Genomic DNA, 17859 nt, shown 5'->3' with positions numbered 1-17859 from the left:
CTGGTCGATCTGTACCGCGCACTGGGCGGCGGGTGGATCCAGCGTGCAGGCGAAGCGCCGCGCGCGCCGGATGCGCCAGTCGACGATCAGACGGCAACGACCGGGTAAGCATGGCACATGGCAGGAGCGGAAAGCCGCGCCTGTCCACCGAACCGAAGGAGTGTGAAAACGAAAACGCCACGGACGCAAATCCGTGGCGTTTTCCTTTGTACCGTCGCCGCGCGGGAAGCGGCATTACGTTACGCGTGCTTCGTCCAGAGCGTTCGGCCGAAGAACGTGAGCGTGCGGTCCCACGCCGTTTCCGACCACACCGGATCGAACTGCGTGCCGGCGATGCGGCCGGGGCCGACGGCCGTTTCGTTCGCGAACGCATGGTGCGCGAGATAGCGATGGAATTCGAAGCCGACGTTCGCATCGGTCAGCTTCTTTTCCAGTGCGTCGACCTGGTCGATCGTGAAGAACGCATCCTGCGTCGCCCAATGACCCAACAGCGGTACCTTGAGCTTGGCCGGATCGATGTAATCGAGCGGCGGGAGGCCGTACCACATGACGCCGGCATCTGCGTCGGCGTACTGCAGCGACAGCAGCGTGAGGGCGCCACCCATGCAGTAGCCCGTCACCGCGACCCGCGGCGACAGCGTCTTCAGGTATGCGACCGCGCCGGGAATGTCCTGCGACGCGGCGTCGCCGAAATCGAGGCCGGTCATCAGGTGGTGCGCTTCCTCCTCCTCGACCGTCGACTTGCCGCGATACAGGTCGGGCACGAGCGCGAAGTAACCGCAGCGCGCGAGGCGATCCGCGACGCCGCGGATCTGGTCGTTCAGCCCCCACCATTCCTGGATGACGACGACCGCGGGCGCGCCTTCGGTGCGTGCCGGCGTGGCGAGATAGCCTTGCAGTTCCTGGCCGTCCGGGCGGCGAAACGTGATCGTGGAACCGGATGTTTGAGACATGAAACCGCTCCTTTTCGAAAAATGCGCCGAGTGCGACATCGGGCCGGCCAGCGGGCGTCGTGATACCGCCCGCGTTCGTGCTGGCCGACGCCGACCACGCGGCCATTCTATGCGCAAACACCGGACGCTTGCGTGAACGGCGCCGCACGGCACGCGAGCCGCGAAGGGAGCGGACGACCGGAAAACGAACACCCCGCCCCGATGAACGGGAGCGGGGTGTCGCGTGTACGGCGGGGCGTATCCGGAATACGCCGGCAATACGCCGGCGGGTATCCGGCTTACTGACCGAAGTAGATCGAGTTGCGGCCTTCCTGCTTGACTGCGATCGTGCGGCCTGCACGCGCACCGGCGGCCGCTTGCGCACCGTAGCCGGCTACGTCGGCGTTCGTCACGCGGGCCTGCGCGGCCTGCAGCGCACGCGGGTAATACTGATCGGAGACTTCGGGCTTGTAGCCGGCCTGTTCGAGCTGGACGAGTTCCGCACGCACCTGGGCACGCGTGAGCTGACCCGACGGGTTCGATTGCGCGAATGCGCCGTACGACGCGGACAACGCGGTTGCGGCGACGACAGCGGTGATGAACGACTTCATGGTGACCTCCGGTTCTGTTGATTTCGCGCTTCGCTCGTTGCGTTCAGCGGTTGATTGCATCGTAACGAGCGCGTTCCCGGTCGGAAATACGCGTTGGAGCGAATCATTATTGCAACTGGGTAAACGATTCGCGCGGTACGCAATTTCATCTGAAGATTGCCGGGGAGCTGGAGCGTGGGTAAGGAGCGGCGGGTCGATCGGCGCGGAAGAAGCGGGTCAAACCATTGAATCGCATTCCGAAGTATTTTCGCGAGGCCGTCGGCGTCATTCATTCGGCGCCGCTCGTTCCGCCTCACGCAGCCAGGATCGCCTGCCGTTTCCGATATTCGGCCGGCGTGACGCCGACATGCCGGGTGAACGCTCGCCTGAGCGTATCGACGTTTGCGAAGCCGCATTTCGCGGCGACCTGCTTCGGCGTGTCATGGCCGTTCTCGAGCAACTGGCGGGCGGCAGAGATGCGGGTCGCCTCGACCCATGCGGCCGGCGTCATGCCGACTTCCGCGCGGAACAGCCGCGCGAAATGGCGCGGGCTCATGCCTGCATGTTTGGCCATCTCGGCCACCGAATGTTCGAGACCCGGATGGGCCGCGACCCAGCGCTGGACTTCCTGCAGCACCGAACGTCCGGCGGGGCGGGCTTCGCCCTTGCGGCTGAACTGGAGCTGCCCGCCCGGGCGCTTGAAAAACATCACCAGTTGCGCGGCGACGCGCCGTGCGATCTCGCGGCCGAGATCTTCTTCGACCAGCGCGAGCGCGAGATCGAGCCCGGCCGTGACGCCGGCGCCGGTGCGCAGCTTGCCGTCGCGCACGTACAGCGCGTCGGCGTCGACGACGAGCGACGGATAGGCTTCGCCGAGTGCATCGGCGGCGGCCCAGTGCGTGGTCAGGTGACGTCCTTTCAGCAGGCCGGTGGCGGCGAGGATGAATGCCCCGGTGCAGATCGACCCGTAGCGTCTGCTGTGCACGGCCGCCGCGCGCAACCATGCGAGGACGTCGGTGCGCAGCGCGATCTGGCCGGCGTTCGGCGCGCCGGCGACCAGCAGCGTGTCGATGCGCTCGGGGATGTCGGGGGCGATCCAGTCGGGCAGCAACCGTGCGCCGGACGAGCTGCGGATCGCACCGGCCCCGCTCGCGATGATCCGCGACACATAGAACGGCTTCCCGCATTCGACGTTCGCTTGCGCGAACACGTCGAGCGGCGCGGAGACGTCGAGCAGTTGAACGCCCGGAACGGCAAAAATGCCCACGACCTTCGGCATGATCGGTTGCGTGTCGTATCGAACGTGATGCGCAGCAGTATAGGGGCGCTTCTTTCACCATGCAGGCACCGTGTCCGTTCGTCGCGCGAAATGGCAGGATTCGTCGTAACAAGCCTATTTCGGACACCTGTCGGGCTGCGGAGAATCGAGCGTGTCTTCCATGGAGGTCGATCATGACTGTGAACGTTGCCGGCATCACCCTTCCCGATACTCGACTGACGCGCGAGATCACCGAACTCGTGCGCGATACCGAATCCGAACTGCTGTTCCATCACTCGAGCCGCGTGTTCTATTTCGCGGCGCTGGCGGGCCGGCGCCGCGGGCTCGAGTACGACCCGGAGCTGCTCTATTGCGGCTGCATGTTCCACGACATGGGACTGACGCACCGGTACAGCAGCGCATGCGAGCGCTTCGAAGTGGACGGCGCCAATGCCGCCCGCGATTTTCTGAAGGCAAAGGGAATCTCGCAGCAGGACATCGATGTCGTGTGGACCTCGATCGCACTGCATACCACGCCCGGTATTCCGCAGCACATGCATCCGGTCGTCGCGCTGGTCACGGCGGGCGTCGAGATGGACGTACTGGGCCTCGCTTACCCGGAATACAGTGACATCGAGCGGGAAGCGGTCGTGCGCGCGCATCCGCGCACGCCGCATTTCAAGGAAGACATCATTCAGGCGTTCTATGACGGCATCAAGCACAAGCCCGGCACGACGTTCGGCAACGTGAAGGCCGACGTGCTCGCGGACAAGGAGCCGCATTTCCATGCGGGCAATTTCTGCAGCGTGATCCGGTCGTCCGCATGGGCCGGTTGACCTTGGACGGTCGGTTGCGCATCAGCCGACGGTGATCGTCCGCCGGGCGTGTACACAGGGAAAGCGGGGATTCCCGCAACTCGCGTATTACCGTTCGAAATTGTTACGTGACAACTTCAGATCATCGCGAACAGGAATTTTATATACTGAATTTCCGTGCCACGTCCCCGAGGCGAATCTCCGATTCGCGTACCCCCAATACCGGTCTGCCAGTCCAACGAGGTAAAGCCTGCCGCTCCACCACCCGCAAGCATTCGGCAAAACGCCTATAATGATTGGGCAAATTGCCGGAGAGAGGTCATGAGCACCATCGCTTTTCATCCTTCGGGCGTCGCGCATCCGCGTCAGGCCGAATTCACGATTCTCGAGCAGCTGCTGGCGATCCGCGTCCGGTCGGGCGCCGATCTGGCCGAGCTGGCGAGCGCGCGCGTCGACGTGTCGGTGATCGACCGGTTGTCGGAGCGCGGGCTGAAATCGGACGAGCTGGCGTTCATCATTCCGCGCCGCACGCTGAGTCATCGTCGGCAGGCGCACGAGCGCCTGTCGCCGGAAGAGTCGGACAAGGCGATCCGTCTCGCGCGCATCGTCGCGCAGGCGGCGGCCACGTTCGGCGACCAGGACAAGGCGATGGCGTGGCTGCGCAACGGGCTCCAGCGCTTCGGCGGCCGCACGTCGCTCGATATGGCGAGCACCGAGCATGGCGCGCGGCTCGTCGAAGAGGCCCTCACGCAGATCGACGAGGGGTACTTCGCTTGACGACGCTGTGGCGGATCAGCAATTACGCCGATCTGAAAGGCATCGGCGGGTTGCGGGCCGGCGGGCGCTGGCATTTCGCCGGGCAGCCCGTCGTGTATCTCGCCGAACATCCGGCGCTTGCGTTGCTCGAGACGCTGGTTCATTTCGAAATCGCCACCGTCGCGCAATTGCCGAGCGGATATCAGTTGCTGCGTATCGAGGTGCCCGATTCGGTGGACGTCGCCGAAATCGCGGAAGGCGATGCGCCGGACGACTGGCGCACGAACGTCGACTGGACCCGCAGCGCGGGCACCGAGTGGCTGGACACGCAGCCGAGCGCGCTGCTGCGCGTGCCAAGCGTCGTCGTGCCGCACGCCCATAACTTCCTGTTGAACCCGCTGCATCCGGCCGCCTCCGACATCCGCATCGCGGAAGTGATGCAGTCGCCGTACGACACGCGGATTCTGCGGCTGGTCCAGCCGAAGCCGGGCGAATAGCGCAGCGGGGGAACGCGGTTCGCGCCGGCGGCGCGCGATCACCGCTCGTGGGCAGCGCGATCCGCGGCCGCATCGGGCGGCAGCGTTTGCCGAATGCGCGTGACCGTTCGCGGGCTAGCGAGACCGAGCATCGCCGTGACATCGGCATGCGCATGGCCGGCGAGCAACTGGCGGCGCGCATATGTATTGCGCAGCACGCGCGGGCTCATGTCCGCTGCGTGAAAGCCGATCGCGTTCAGCGCATCGCGCACGACGAGCAGCAGGAACATGTCGTTCATTGCGCCCCCGCGCGGCGCGGGAAACAGCCGCGCCGACGGCGGCACGTCCAAGCGCGCACGCCAGGCGGCGAGCGGCGCCAGCGCGAATGCGGCGAGCGCGATCCGGCGCGCCGGCCGCGCGCGATCGCGCGGCACCGACAACGCCGCTGGCCGCGCGTCGAGATCGAGTGCGTCGCCTGTCGCCGCGCGAATCTCGGCCGACGTGATGCCGCTCGCGAGCAGCAGCGCGACGATCGCGCGATTCCGGCAGTCGGCGGGCGTGTCGTCCGCCCGAGGCTGCACATGGCGCTGCAGCGCCGCGTCGGCGTCGGGCGGCAGGTAGCACGGCTCGGGCTCGCCGTCCGGCCATGCGAGATGGTGCGTCGATCGGCCGGCCGGATGAATCGTCCGCACACCGGCATCGACCAGATGCCGGCCGAGCCGGTCGATCAGCTTCGCATAGCGCACGCGTGTCGACGTGCCGGGCGCGCAGGTGCGGTCGAGTTCCGCGAGGAAGGACGCGACGTGGTCGGGCCCGAACGTCACGAGCGACACGTGCCGTGCGCTCAGGTGACGCAGGAATCGCTCGAACATCGCGACATGCTGGACGATCGAACGCGGCGCGAACGGCCGTCGGCCGGCGCCCGTCGCGGCGGTTTCCTGCCAGGCGCGAAACGCGCCGACGGGGTCGTGAATCCAGCGATTCGTGTCCATCCCCGCTTTATAGCCGGACGCGGCGACGCCGGCAATCGTCCCGATGGCCGGTCGCCGGCGCGCGACGAAGCCGGCGCGTCAGGCCGCGGCCCGGGTGTCGTCTATGCATGGCTGTCCAGGAAGAGACAAATAATCATCACGGATTCCGAAATGAATGGGCGGGCGAAATGCGGCGTCGAGAAGACGCACGCGCCGGCTGGATCGAGTGCCCGCGCAGGAGGGGCGGCGATTGTCGATCGAACCGCAGGCGTCATCCAGCGGCGCGCCGCTGCCGTCATGCGTCGCGCGCTCGTTCAGTTGCATCTACCAGCGGGCGGACACGAGCGCGACGGTCGCGATGACGATGTGTCTCGCATTCCTTTCCGAGGCGATCGGCGCGATGGAGCACGGGGCCGGCACGCGTCGCCGGGGGAAAAGGTACCGACGTTACGATACGCCCATGCGCTGCAATGCAGCAGATGAAACCGCATGCCGGTTCGGTGACGTTGCGCACACAACGTCCGGTTGCATGACGTCATTTCCCGATTGCGAAAAAAATTCTGTTCATGGGACTATCGAACGCATCGCCTGCGCACCGAGGGGGTCGCTGGCGACGGGATGTCCATCGCAACGACCAGCACATCGGCAGACAATGAACAGAACAGCGATTTTTCCGTATGCGTCCGCGTTGCTCGCGGCTGCGTTGTTGACCGCATGCGGCGGCGACGTCGAGAACGAGGCGGGCCGCACGACCGCACCTTCCACCGATACGAGTTGTCTCGCGGTCGACAACAGCGGCGCGACGGTCGTGGTGGGTTCGAACCAGCCGGGCGACCCGTCGCTGCCGGAAGCGTCGTCGGGCTATCGCACCGGGATGAAGCCCGTCTATGCGAAAACGTACCTGGTGGCCACGTCGAACGCGTACGCGAGCGCGGCCGGGTGCGCGGTGCTGAAGAAGGGCGGCACGGCCGCCGACGCGGCGGTCGCCGTGCAAGCCGTGCTCGGCCTGACGGTGCCGGAGGCCACGGGCCTCGGGTCGGGCGGCGTGCTGCTCTACTACGATGCGCGCGGCAAGACGCTGCAGGCGTACGACGGCCGCGAAACCGCGCCGGCCGCCGCGACGGAGAACTATCTGCGCTATGTCGATGACGCCACCGACCATTCGTTGCCGCTGCCGAACGCGCGTGCGAGCGGCCGCTCGATCGGCACGATCGGCGTGCCGCGGCTCATCGAGGCGCTGCAACAGGATCATGGCCGCTTGCCGTGGCAGAGCCTGTTTGGCGACGCGATCACGCTCGCGACCAACGGTTTCCCGATCGGCGGCCGGCTGGCCGACGCGATCGCGGCGAACGCCGCGAACCTGAAGCGCGACCCCGAAGCCGCCGCGTATTTCCTGAACGCCGACGGTTCGCCGAAGCCGCTCGGCACCGTACTGAAGAATCCGGCCTACGCGCGCACGCTGTCGCTGATGGCGCAGTCGGGCGCGAATGCGCTGTACACGGGGCAGATCGCGCAGGACATCGTCGCGAAGATCGCGGTGACGAAGGGCGCGGACGGCTCGACGCTCACGCCGGGCAAGACGACCGTCGCCGATTTGGCCGCGTATCAGGCGAAGCGCCGCGACCCGGTGTGCACGACTTATCGCAGCTACTGGGTCTGCGGGATGCCGCCGCCGTCGTCGGGCGGCATCGCGGTCGCATCCGCGCTCGGCATTCTCGAGAATTACGACTTGAAATCGTTGAAGCCGACGGCGATCGATCTCGAAGGCGGCAAGCCGACCGTCGCGGGCGTCCACCTCATCACCGAAGCCGAACGGCTCGCGTATGCCGACCGCGACAAGTACGTGGCCGACACCGACTTCGTGCCGCTGCCGGGCGGCACGTGGGACACGCTGCTGAACAAGCCGTACCTGAAATCGCGCGCGGCGCTGATCGACACGACCAAAAGCATGGGCACCGCGCAGCCCGGCAATCTCGGTGCGGTGCCGCTCGGCGTCGACACGACGCTGATCGAGCACGGCACGAACCAGTTCACGATCGTGGACGGCGACGGCAACGTGCTCAGCGCGACGACGACGGTCGAGTCGAGCATGGGCTCGTTCCACATGACCAACGGTTTCCTGCTGAACAACCAGTTGACCGACTTTTCCGCGAACCCGCTCGACGCGTCCGGCAATCCGGTGGCGAACCGCCTGCAGCCGGGCAAGCGGCCGCGCAGCTCGATGGCGCCGACGATCGTGTTCGGGCGGGCCGCCGACGGCTCGCGCGGCGACTTCGTGATGGCGACCGGTTCGCCGGGCGGCGGCACGATTCCGCAATACGTGGTCAAGACGCTGGTCGGCGCGCTCGACTGGGGGCTCGACGCGCAGCAGTCGGCGGGGCTCGTCGACTTCGGCGCGAGCAACAGCCCGACGACCACGATCGGCGGCGAGCATCCGAACGTCAACGCGGCGAACAACGGCGCGAACGATCCACTGATCACGGGGCTGCTCGCGCTGGGGCACAAGGTGTCGACGTCCGCGCAGGCGAGCGGCGTCAATACGGTGATGCGCGTGACGGTCGGCCAGTCGCCGGCGTTGCAGGGCGGCACCGATCCGCGTCGCGAAGGCGTCGTGCTGGGCGATACGTTCCGGCCGTAACCGCGCAGCGTGCGCACGGCCCCGGTTCGCTTGCTGGCGGCCGGGGCCGTGCATCATGACGAGGTCGCATCGACGGCCGCGCAATCCCCAATAATTCGGAATGCAGATGAAGGCGTGTGCATGAAGCACGTCTGCCGGCCCGGGCCGCGGCCGTCCGCCGTCAAATACAGCGGCCACTCCGCCACAAACCTCCGATTGTCAAACAGTGTGAGTCAATCGTCAGCATTTGCAACGGAAGTAACAGTCCCCGCAATTCAGTCGTTTTGCTCGCCGGCGCCGCTACATTAGCTCCACCTGCCGCATGTCGCGGCAAGGCATGCGACCAGCCGCACGAACGCGGCCCGCAGCAACAACGTCTTTGGGGAGAATGACCATGAACAAGATTCGTACGATTCTGCTGGGTGCCGCTCTGACGGCGATGGCGACGTCGGCTGCATTTGCACAGACGGCCCAGACCGGCGCCCAGGGTTCCGCAGGCGTCGGCGCGCAGGTCCAGACGCCGCTGCTCGGCGGCGGCGTCGGTGTGCAGGCTGGCGCCGGTGCGAATGCGGCAGGCTCGGGTTCGGGCGCGGGCAATGTCGTCGGCGGCGCGCTGAACGGCGTCGGCCAGACGGTCGGCGGCGTGGGCTCGGCAGCCGGGACGGCGGTGGGCGGCGCGACGCAGGCGGTCGGTTCGGCGGCCGGCGCGACGAAGGATGCGGCGGCATCGGCCGTGCACACGACGAAGTCGCACGTGAAGCACGTCGCCGCCTCGGCGAAGAGCCATGCCCAAGGCGCGGTGTCGACCGCAGGCGACGTCGCGGGCGGCGCGAAGGCGAAGGCCGGCGAAGCGCTCGAAGGCGCGACGAATTCGGTGCAGGGCGGCGGGTCGGTCGGCGTGAAGGGCTCGGCGTCGGCGCAAGGCGGCGCGCTGTAACAAGCAGCACGCATCCCGTCACGGCCCGGCCCGCTTCGTTGCGGGCCGGGTTTTTCTATTGAGGAACGCGATACGTCGCGCACGGAGCCTCATGTCGAAACGCGGGGAAACGATGCATCGATATTGATTTGGATTGCGAAGAATAATAAGCGGCTGGTCGACTGAACTGGCACGCAATGCGGCCCGCAGGCGGTTCCCTAAACCGCCTACCGCGGAAAGCCCGGCACCGTAACGACATATCTCCCCCGAACGTTTCGGCAGCCCCCGATGCAGGGCATTTTTTCTCCCTCAACAAACCGATTTTGCTTTTCTATACCGCCATCGAGCGGCTAGCGGCCTCAATTTCACTTTCATGATTCAATGACGGCCGCCGTAAATGCATTCGCAATAATGAAATAAAGTATTTGCAAGGAAAGTGGAAGCTAGTTTATAAATACGAGCGATTTGTATTTTCTCTACCGGTCGCAACCATCGACGGTGACGGAACGCCCAGATGGTCGTGACACGGTTCGCTGCGCCTCATCATGTGCGCGCGTTGTCGCGACATGAATGCGCCTGCCAGGCAGCTATGCCGACGTGAGGGAATCCCGTCGAAATTGCTGAACTCGTCAGCCCGCGCCTGGTGAATATCAGGCGGCACACGGCATTTTCGTTATCGAAATGCTGATTATCTGATCGGCGTCAATCGCGAGCCATATTGTGGTTCTCGATGATATTAATGTGCTTTTTTAATCAATTTGATTCGGATTGCATAATGATGGAATTGTATGTAATGAAAAACGAAATGATTGCCGATCCAATATTTTGCTCCGTGATCTGCATTTCGGAAGGAAAGATTCCATGATCAATACGCTGCAGGCATGAAGCACCCGCAGTAATTGAACGTGCCGCCAGCCTCCCGGCGCATCCGCCCTCATGTCGAGCGCGCGATTCGCAGTGGCAACGCAGCCGAACAAGCATGTGCGATCTGGCGCGTCGGTGCCGGTCGCGGCACGTCAATCTTCAAGTCAACCTGCACGACGTGCGCGGCAGGCCCGTTCGATACGTGAAATCCGGTGAGACACAAGTGAATACGATGATATCCACGATGGCTGATGGCGCTGAACCCGACGCGGACGTTCGACCGCGGCTCGCAACGCAACCCTCGAGACTCCTTGTGCTTGGCAAGCGCACGATCGACGAGCTCGACTACGACCCGTCGATGGTGCTCGATGCCGTCGAACGGGCATACCTTGGCCTCGGTACCGGCGAATCCGACAATCCGCGCAAGCTGATGAGCCAGCCCGCGGACAAGCATTCCGTCGCGTACTCGATGCTGGGTCGAGACGGTGGACGCAGAACGGTCGGTTTCAAGACGTCGTATAAGTTCGATCCGGAACACAACCGCGAACTGCAGAAGTACTACACGACGTTGTTGCTGTTCGACGACGAAACCGGCATGCCTGTCGCATTGATGGACGGCAGCCTTGTCGGATCGCTGCGCACGCCGGCGGTGTCCGCCCTGATCGCGCGTGCGGCCGCGCCGCGGGCTCGAACGGCGCTCGTCGTCGGCACGGGGACGCAGGGGCGGATGGCGGCGCCGTTCCTGCTGACCGCATTGCCGGACATCGAGCGCGTGATCGTACACGGCCACTATGAGTCGGGAATCGATGCTGTCCGCAAGACGTTGAAGCGCTTTCATCCGGGCCGTGACATCGAAGTATCGAAGGATCTCGCCGCCTCCGCGAACGAAGCGGACATCGTGCTCGGGGTGGCCGGCGCCGGCGTATCGGAGAGCGTGCGGCACGCGGCGTTGAAGCCGGGTGCGCTCGCGCTTCTGGTCGGATACGGCATTCACGCCGACGCGCTGCATGGCGCCGATTACCGCATCGCGACGAGCGAGGCCCAAATGCAGGTGACCGGTGCCGATCTCGCGGACGAAGCCGGAAAACTGCCTGCCGTCGATGCGGAGTTTCCGGACATACTGCTTGGCCGCAAGCCTGCGCGGCGCAACGATGCCGATATCGTTTACGCGTTCAACAGCGGCATGATCGTGACCGACATCGCGCTGGGGCGCGTGCTGGCCGACGCCGCGCTGACGAAAGGGCTTGGCCGGGAAGTCGAGCTATGGTGACGGATATTCCGCGACTGCCGGCGTTGTGGGATCCGCTACTGCGGGATTTCGTGGACGAGCATCAGGCGATGATCCACGATCTTGTCCATGGCTTCGACGCGCCCGTTCATTTCCTGTTTCCCGAACGTTTCGCGCACAATGTCGCCGAATTTCGGCGCGTACTGGACGATCGCCAGGTGTCCGGGCGCATTTACTACGCGAAGAAGGCGAACAAGGCGCGATGCTTTGCGCATGCGGCGGCAGCATCCGGGATCGGCGTCGACGTCGCAAGCACGGGCGAGTTCTCGGAAGCGTTGGCTGCGGGGGTGTGCGGAGCCGATATCGGTGTATCCGGCCCGTCGAAGTCGCGTGCGCTGCTGCGGCTCGCGGTTTTGCACGATGCGTTGATCGCCATCGACAGCGACGAAGAACTGAATCGGCTGATCGCGATCTCGGAACAGGCGAAGCGGGTTGCACGCATTCTGTTGCGGATGGCGCCGGCGGCACGCAACGATAGCCGATTCGGTTTGAGTGCCGACGCACTTCGCGTTGCGCTATCGACCTGTGCCGCGACGCGGGCGTCGCTCGTCCTTGAAGGGTTCTCGTTCCATCTGTCCGGTTACAGCGCGACGGAGCGCTGCAATCAGGCCGCGATCGCGATGCGTGCGTGCTTGGCTGCGCGCGAACTCGGTCTTGCGCCGCACACGATCAACATCGGTGGCGGCTTCGCGATGTCGTACGCGAGCGAGCGCGACTGGCACGCATTCCAGCGTGCGCACCGGGCGGACGATTACCACGCCAACAAGGTATTCGACGGATTCTATCCATATCACTCGGCCTGCAGCGGCGCGCAGATGCTCGACGCGATCCTGGCTGGTACGCCTGGTGGGGAATCCGCATCGCTCGCCGAACTGCTTCGCGAGCACGGCCTGACGATCATGCTGGAGCCGGGGCGGGCGCTGCTGGATCAGGCAGGGTTCACGGCGTTTGCCGTGCAAGGCGTGAAGGACTGCGGCGACTATGGCATCGCGACCGTCAACGGCACGAGCTTCAGCGTGTCGGAGCAATGGTTTGCCAGCGAATTCCTGCCCGATCCGGAACTGCTGAGCGTCGTGCGCGAGCCTTCGCGATCGCCGCGCACGGGCATGCCTTATCGCGCCTGTGTCGGCGGGGCGAGCTGCCTCGATTCGGACATGCTGACCTGGCGCAAGATCGCATTCGGGCAGCGCCCGGAACCCGGCGATCTGCTGATCTACCCGAACACGGCCGGCTATCAGATGGATTCGAACGAATCTTCATTTCACGAGCTGCCGCTTCCCCCCAAGCTTGTCTTGACACTTGACGGCGCGCGGCCACGCTGGCGCGTCGATCGCCTCTTCCAGCTTCCGGGAGCCTGACCAATGAATGTGCGTTTTATGGGTGAGCAAGCCACGATCACCGTCCCTGCGATCGTGTCGAAGGTATCGGATCTTGTCGGCCGCACGCCGTTGTTCGAATTGATTCGCGGCGCCAACGGCGCGCGCATCCTGCTTAAACTCGAATCGACGAATCCGACCGGCAGCGCCAAGATCCGGATGGCGAGGGAGATGCTCGACGAAGCGGAACAGGACGGCAGTCTGCGGCCGGCCGGACACGTGATCGAATCGACGTCCGGCAATACGGGCATGGGGCTGGCGCTGTTGTCGGCCGAGCGCGGCTATCGGTTTACCGCGATCGTGGACAGTCACGCGTCGAAAGACAAGCTGCGCGCGATGCAAGCATTCGGCGCAAAGCTCGTCTGCGTGAGCGACGGCGACACGATCGCGACGGCGGACCGCGACGCGCTTGCCAAGCGCATGGCAGCCGACGATCCGGACAGCATCTGGACGGAGCAGCACAACAATCCCGCGAACGGTAACGGTTACCGCGGGCTGGCACATGAACTGCGCGACGTCCTCGGCGACCGAATCGACTTTCTGGTCGGGTCGGTCGGCACCGGAGGCTCGCTGTTCGGCACTGCACGAGAACTGCTCGCGACGGGCCCGGCGCCGCGCGTCATTGGTGTCGAGCCCGTCGGGTCGATCGTTTTCGGCGGCGAAGGCGGATCGTATTATCAGTCCGGCACCGGGACGCCGCCTGGCGCCGAGATCGGCGCGTTGGTCGACTATGCGTTGCTCGACGAAGGCCACAAAGTGACGGACGCGGCCGCCTTCAATACGGCACGCTATATCGCACGCAAGAAGTCGCTGCTCGTCGGCGGCTCGGCGGGCAGCGTCATCTGGCACGCGTTGAAGATGTTCGATTCGCTGCCGGCGGGTGCTACGCTCGTGGCCCTGGTCTGTGACGGCGGCGAAAAATACCTCGACACGGTGTTCGACGACGACTGGATGCGAGCGCGAAATCTGCTCGACGAGTCGATTGCTCAGGAACTCGAATCGATATTTTCCCGCGCCGCATGAAAGTTCATCGACAAGTCTGGCTCGATGCCGCGCAAATCGGCGTGCTGGCCGCTCCTCTGATCCTTACGCAGCTCGCCCAGGTGGCGCTGACGACCACCGACATCGTCATGATGGGGATGCTTGGCCCGCGCGAGATCGCCGCTGGGGGGCTCGCGCTGACGATCTTCAATCAGTTCCGGACGATGGGAACCGGACTGGTGACGGGAACCGGCAACCTCGTCGCGTTCGCGAACGGTCAACACGCGCATGCCGACATCATGCGGCTGGTGCGCTCCGGCTTTGCACTGTCGACGCTCGCGGCACTGGCGTTTGCATTGATGATGCTGTGTATCGAAATGCCGCTTGTCTGGCTCGGGCAGGATCCGGACGTTGCGCGGCAAGCCTCGTTCTATCTTGCGGCGGCCGCACCCGGCATATTGCCGTGTCTGTGGTTTCAGGTGCTTCGACAATATACCGTCGGACTGCGCAAGCCCGGGCCGCTATTGGCGATCACGATCGTATCGATCGTCGTCAATGCGGCGCTCGACTACGCGTTGATGTTCGGCCGGTTCGGCTTTCCGAAGCTCGGCCTGATCGGTATTGCGTGCGCAACCAGCAGCGTGTACCTGCTTTCCTTTATCGCGTTTCTGACGATCGCCAGGCGCCGGCCGGAACTGTCCGAACACTTGTCGCTTGCCGTCTGGCGCGCCGATGCCGATACGTTGGCGCGGACGTGGCGGATGGGTTTGCCGATTGCGGCAACCTATGGATCGGAAGCTGCGTTCTTCACCGTCCTCACGCTCGTGATCGGGACGCTCGGCGCCGATGCGCTGGCTGCCCAGACGATCGTGAATCAGGTGATCTACATCATGTTCATGATTTCGGTCGGTTTGTCTCACGCTTCGTCGATCAGCATCAGCCATGCGTGTGCGCGGCACGACTATCGCGGTGCGCGTCGACTCGGCTATACGGGGCTCGCGCTGGGCGTCGTGACCATGTTGATCGTTGCGCTGCCGTATCTCGTTGCGCCCACCCGCGTGCTCGCGCCATTTCTCGATAACGGCGTGGCCGCGAGTGCCGAAGTCCTGCGCCTCGCCGGTGGGCTGCTGACGATCGCGGCGCTGCTGCAGATCTTCGATTGCAGCCAGAACATCGGCGTCGGCATTTTGCGGGGCCTCGGTGACGTAACGAGTTCGTTTCGGATATCGATCGTCGGATACTGGTTGATTGGTCTGCCGATCGCCTGGGCGGCCGGTGTGATGCTGGGATACGGCATCTACGGCATCTGGAGCGGACTCGCCATCGGGCTTGCGGCCACGGCGTCGATGCTGCTGCACAAGTTCGAGGGCCGCCTTCGCGCGATGACGAAGCGGACGCAAGACGGACGTTCGTGAACGCGACGAAGCTTCCAATGCGCACACCGGTGCACATCGGGCACCGGAATTCCTGAAATACCGGCCGGCATTGCATCGAACGCGCCGCGTCCGCTCGTCTCGCCAGCGGCGGAATGCCGGCCGAATCCCCGACTGCCAGCAGGTGTTGTCGTTGATGGACGTCGACGTATCTTTGTCCGCAACCGTACCCGGTGCGCGGCATGGTCGTCGTAACCGGCCTCATACGGCGTATTCCGCTTTGGGGACGCACAAGCGGTGACGGTCATTGCTCATGATTGCGCTAATCGTATGCCGACGAGATGCGTCGGTGGAAAGTTTGCGTAGTCTGCCAATTTTTCTAATTCGGCCGATCGATGGCCGCAAGAGCGCGACAAATATAACGGCATTTGAAAAGCATGATTTTGACCGGCCACCTTTTTTGAATTATCGAAACGGTAATTGATTGCCGTGGATGCGGGAGATGTAAATAATGCATCGTATTATACGAGAGGGTGAAATTGACGTCGGATGATTTGTAAAGTTTTCTGGCGTTCTCGGGTCGAAATTGTGACAGAATGCCGCACTTCGTCGAATTGTTGAAATATTGTGCGATATCAAATCTTTTTCATGCAATCAAATCGCCGGTTTTCTGCGTAATATAAAAGAAAGGTTCATTACATATTTTTTTCGGAAAGTAATGCTTCTGTCTTCTGTCCTCCGATATACTTGCGCAGCTTCAAGTTTAGAGTGCGGAATCTAGACGGGTGGCCCGTACAGTGAACTGTTTCAGCCATTGGCAAAGTAAATAATTCAGATGTTAATGGTCTTGCGTGATTGGTTTGTATTCCTCGTGAGTACTGGTTATCAAAACATGGTTCGCGAACGATGGCTGCCTAGACGTTGCCATCGGATACTGTCGCGGTGCTGGCGCGTAGAAAGCAAGCGGCGTTGGATTGCCCGTCCGGTGAGGCCTTGAAGCCTTGGCAGATATTCGACTGCCGGAGCATGTCAACGAATACGAATCTTGTCTTTTCAATAAGGGCCCAGAAAATTGGAGACCTTTTCTCGCATCATTGGCGAGATTCTTCGTCCCAACGGTTTGACCGAGGGGATCGATCAACTCGCGGAAAAAATCGGACGCGTGATTCCGTTCGACAAGTGTTTGATTTTGCACGGCGGAAGCGGCGATACGGCTTCTCACGGGCTGATATATCGCTATGGGGCCGCGAGCGACGCCGGAACCCGGCGAGGCGTGACTTTGTTTGGTCCCGGGATCGATATCGATCGATATCTGAGTTGCTTCGCGTTGTCCGATCGTCAGGATCATACGTTTCGCTGGCGCGATCTCGACGGGGAAGCGCCGCAACGCGATGCGCAGGTCAATGATGTTGCGTCATACATGCGCGGGCGGGGTGTGGTCGCGTGCATCGGCGCTCCACCCGGTGATTCGACGGCCATTCGGACCGTTTTGCAGCTGAAGTGCGAAGACACGACGTTGCATTCGGCGTTGCTCGTCAGTCTCATCGCCATGCATTTGCACGCAGCGTTGACCCAGAAGATTGCGAGGCAGAACCGGGAAGGCGCGCAACCGTGCGCAGCGGGTCTCGAGCCGGATGCTTGCGAAAGCGCGAACAGGATTCAGTTCACGAGAAAGGAATCCGATGTAATCAAATGGGTCGTCGAAGGCAAGACTGCGTGGGAAATCGGCCGGATCCTTTCGATGTCTGAAAGAACGGTCAAGTTTCATCTGACGAACGTCTATGAGAAGCTGCGTGTGTCGAATAGAGCGCAAGCGGTGGCGAAGGTTAGCCGTCTGGGATTGATCTAGGAGAGTTCGGGAATGTCTTTCAAGGAAAAGGTCAAGGCATTTGTCGCGCGTCACGGGTTGACGTACAAAGCCTATATTTTGTCGATTCTCTTTCTGCCGCCGGCAGCACTTTATATCGCATGGAAGCGACCGGGCTTGCCGATCCCGGGCCGTGTCTTGCTGTGCGTGACCGGCGTGCTTGCGCCTCCGTTGGTCGGTATCGCCACGGCGATGATGCTGAAAGGCGCATTCGATTTGATCCGGACCGTCATTTCCGTTTAGTTTCCCTGCTGATTGCCGAATACGATTCCGCTTTTCCGAGCGTGGTTCTCGATCGCTTCATCATTCATTTCATAGACGCCAATGAATGCCCGACTGCCAACCGTACAATTGCTGGAGCGTATTCGGGCAATAGCAGGATTGCATGAACCGTCGCGCAATATTCCGTATAACTACACGTCGTTTTCCGATCGCGAGATCGTGATCCGCCTGCTCGGCGAGGACGCGTGGGCGGTGCTCGACGAACTGCGCGCCGAGCGCCGCACGGGCCGCTCGGCACGGATGCTCTGCGAAGTGCTCGGCGACCTCTGGATCGTGCGCCGCAACCCGTACCTGCAGGACGACCTGCTCGATAACCGAAGGCGTCGCCGGTTCCTGATCGCCACGATGCATGACCGGCTGTCCGAAATTGCAAGGCGCCGTCGGGTGAGTGTGAGCGGATGGTACGACGACGCCGGCCGGGAACGCGCGTCGCGCGTCGAGATGCTCGAAACCGCCGCGCAGCGCGCGGTCGACGAATTCGCCGACGAATTCGACAA

General features: G+C 63.4%; 17 protein-coding genes. 12 read left to right on the top strand and 5 right to left on the bottom strand.

The genetic code is table 11. From position 1 onward, the window contains the following. Positions 1–239 precede the first annotated feature (239 nt). The 3 genes from J8I35_RS33895 to J8I35_RS33885 all read right to left on the bottom strand — a co-directional run bounded on the left by J8I35_RS33895 (position 240) and on the right by J8I35_RS33885 (position 2801). A complete protein-coding gene (locus J8I35_RS33895) occupies positions 240–953 on the bottom strand; it encodes a dienelactone hydrolase family protein (RefSeq protein WP_209929339.1) in 714 nt (237 codons plus the stop codon). A gap of 278 nt (positions 954–1231) precedes the next feature. Next, positions 1232–1543 carry a DUF4148 domain-containing protein gene (locus J8I35_RS33890; RefSeq protein ID WP_050018207.1) on the bottom strand — a complete coding sequence of 104 codons (312 nt, stop codon included), beginning with the start codon at positions 1541–1543 and terminating at the stop codon, positions 1232–1234. Between the two features lie 292 nt (positions 1544–1835). Next, positions 1836–2801, bottom strand: coding sequence for a GlxA family transcriptional regulator (locus tag J8I35_RS33885; protein WP_209929338.1), 966 nt, complete (start codon positions 2799–2801; stop codon positions 1836–1838). A gap of 173 nt (positions 2802–2974) precedes the next feature. Between J8I35_RS33885 and J8I35_RS33880 the strand changes: the two genes are divergently transcribed. The 3 genes from J8I35_RS33880 (at position 2975) to J8I35_RS33870 (ending at position 4848) form a co-directional block, all read left to right on the top strand. After that, positions 2975–3616: an HD domain-containing protein gene (locus tag J8I35_RS33880; protein ID WP_089490167.1), complete on the top strand. Its 642-nt coding sequence runs from the start codon at positions 2975–2977 to the stop codon at positions 3614–3616. 300 nt (positions 3617–3916) lie between these two features. Further along, entirely contained in the window at positions 3917–4372 is a 456-nt protein-coding gene (locus J8I35_RS33875) for an antitoxin Xre/MbcA/ParS toxin-binding domain-containing protein (RefSeq protein ID WP_050018210.1), read from the top strand. Next, the gene (locus tag J8I35_RS33870; RefSeq protein WP_124557706.1) at positions 4369–4848 is read left to right on the top strand and encodes an RES family NAD+ phosphorylase; all 480 of its coding nucleotides are present in this window, start codon (positions 4369–4371) and stop codon (positions 4846–4848) included. Before J8I35_RS33875 ends, J8I35_RS33870 begins: the two co-directional genes overlap by 4 nt. Positions 4849–4886: 38 nt before the next feature. Here J8I35_RS33870 and J8I35_RS33865 read toward each other — a convergent pair whose 3' ends face one another. Beyond that, entirely contained in the window at positions 4887–5819 is a 933-nt protein-coding gene (locus J8I35_RS33865) for a tyrosine-type recombinase/integrase (RefSeq protein WP_209929337.1), read from the bottom strand. 78 nt (positions 5820–5897) lie between these two features. Next, a complete protein-coding gene (locus J8I35_RS33860; protein WP_209929336.1) occupies positions 5898–6122 on the bottom strand; it encodes a hypothetical protein in 225 nt (74 codons plus the stop codon). A gap of 328 nt (positions 6123–6450) precedes the next feature. Between J8I35_RS33860 and J8I35_RS33855 the strand changes: the two genes are divergently transcribed. The 9 genes from J8I35_RS33855 to J8I35_RS33815 form a co-directional block, all read left to right on the top strand. Continuing rightward, positions 6451–8436, top strand: a complete 1986-nt coding sequence (locus tag J8I35_RS33855; protein WP_209929335.1) for a gamma-glutamyltransferase family protein — start codon at positions 6451–6453, stop codon at positions 8434–8436. 373 nt (positions 8437–8809) lie between these two features. Beyond that, positions 8810–9352, top strand: a complete 543-nt coding sequence (locus tag J8I35_RS33850) for a hypothetical protein (protein WP_209929334.1) — start codon at positions 8810–8812, stop codon at positions 9350–9352. A gap of 1156 nt (positions 9353–10508) precedes the next feature. Next, positions 10509–11465, top strand: coding sequence for an ornithine cyclodeaminase family protein (locus tag J8I35_RS33845; protein WP_239469028.1), 957 nt, complete (start codon positions 10509–10511; stop codon positions 11463–11465). 68 nt (positions 11466–11533) lie between these two features. Beyond that, entirely contained in the window at positions 11534–12841 is a 1308-nt protein-coding gene (locus tag J8I35_RS33840; protein WP_235356334.1) for an alanine racemase, read from the top strand. A gap of 3 nt (positions 12842–12844) precedes the next feature. Continuing rightward, the gene (locus J8I35_RS33835; RefSeq protein ID WP_348522296.1) at positions 12845–13882 is read left to right on the top strand and encodes a cysteine synthase family protein; all 1038 of its coding nucleotides are present in this window, start codon (positions 12845–12847) and stop codon (positions 13880–13882) included. Continuing rightward, a complete protein-coding gene (locus J8I35_RS33830) occupies positions 13879–15255 on the top strand; it encodes an MATE family efflux transporter (protein WP_209929333.1) in 1377 nt (458 codons plus the stop codon). The genes J8I35_RS33835 and J8I35_RS33830 overlap by 4 nt, the downstream gene beginning before the upstream one ends. Before the next feature lie 1030 nt (positions 15256–16285). Further along, positions 16286–17062 (top strand): LuxR C-terminal-related transcriptional regulator, encoded by a 777-nt coding sequence (locus J8I35_RS33825; protein WP_235356336.1) that lies wholly within the window; start codon positions 16286–16288, stop codon positions 17060–17062. Between the two features lie 12 nt (positions 17063–17074). After that, positions 17075–17323, top strand: a complete 249-nt coding sequence (locus J8I35_RS33820) for a hypothetical protein (RefSeq protein ID WP_050018218.1) — start codon at positions 17075–17077, stop codon at positions 17321–17323. Positions 17324–17416: 93 nt separating this feature from the next. Beyond that, positions 17417–17859 (top strand): DUF3683 domain-containing protein (locus J8I35_RS33815; RefSeq protein WP_245170547.1); only part of this gene is annotated, 443 nt, incomplete at its 3' end.

This window comes from Burkholderia sp. CpTa8-5, assembly GCF_017815045.1.
Classification (GTDB): domain Bacteria; phylum Pseudomonadota; class Gammaproteobacteria; order Burkholderiales; family Burkholderiaceae; genus Burkholderia; species Burkholderia sola.
The sequence above is the reverse complement of the archived record's forward strand: the minus strand, read 5'-3'. Positions and strand labels throughout refer to the sequence as shown.

Excerpts from the sequence above, each read along its gene's own strand:
- J8I35_RS33895 (WP_209929339.1), bottom strand. The coding sequence starts at position 953 with ATGTCTCAAACATCCGGTTCCACGATCACGTTTCGCCGCCCGGACGGC.
- J8I35_RS33890 (WP_050018207.1), bottom strand. The coding sequence starts at position 1,543 with ATGAAGTCGTTCATCACCGCTGTCGTCGCCGCAACCGCGTTGTCCGCG.
- J8I35_RS33885 (WP_209929338.1), bottom strand. The coding sequence starts at position 2,801 with ATGCCGAAGGTCGTGGGCATTTTTGCCGTTCCGGGCGTTCAACTGCTC.
- J8I35_RS33880 (WP_089490167.1), top strand. The coding sequence starts at position 2,975 with ATGACTGTGAACGTTGCCGGCATCACCCTTCCCGATACTCGACTGACG.
- J8I35_RS33875 (WP_050018210.1), top strand. The coding sequence starts at position 3,917 with ATGAGCACCATCGCTTTTCATCCTTCGGGCGTCGCGCATCCGCGTCAG.
- J8I35_RS33865 (WP_209929337.1), bottom strand. The coding sequence starts at position 5,819 with ATGGACACGAATCGCTGGATTCACGACCCCGTCGGCGCGTTTCGCGCC.
- J8I35_RS33860 (WP_209929336.1), bottom strand. The coding sequence starts at position 6,122 with ATGCAACTGAACGAGCGCGCGACGCATGACGGCAGCGGCGCGCCGCTG.
- J8I35_RS33855 (WP_209929335.1), top strand. The coding sequence starts at position 6,451 with ATGAACAGAACAGCGATTTTTCCGTATGCGTCCGCGTTGCTCGCGGCT.
- J8I35_RS33850 (WP_209929334.1), top strand. The coding sequence starts at position 8,810 with ATGAACAAGATTCGTACGATTCTGCTGGGTGCCGCTCTGACGGCGATG.
- J8I35_RS33840 (WP_235356334.1), top strand. The coding sequence starts at position 11,534 with ATGATCCACGATCTTGTCCATGGCTTCGACGCGCCCGTTCATTTCCTG.
- J8I35_RS33835 (WP_348522296.1), top strand. The coding sequence starts at position 12,845 with ATGAATGTGCGTTTTATGGGTGAGCAAGCCACGATCACCGTCCCTGCG.
- J8I35_RS33830 (WP_209929333.1), top strand. The coding sequence starts at position 13,879 with ATGAAAGTTCATCGACAAGTCTGGCTCGATGCCGCGCAAATCGGCGTG.
- J8I35_RS33820 (WP_050018218.1), top strand. The coding sequence starts at position 17,075 with ATGTCTTTCAAGGAAAAGGTCAAGGCATTTGTCGCGCGTCACGGGTTG.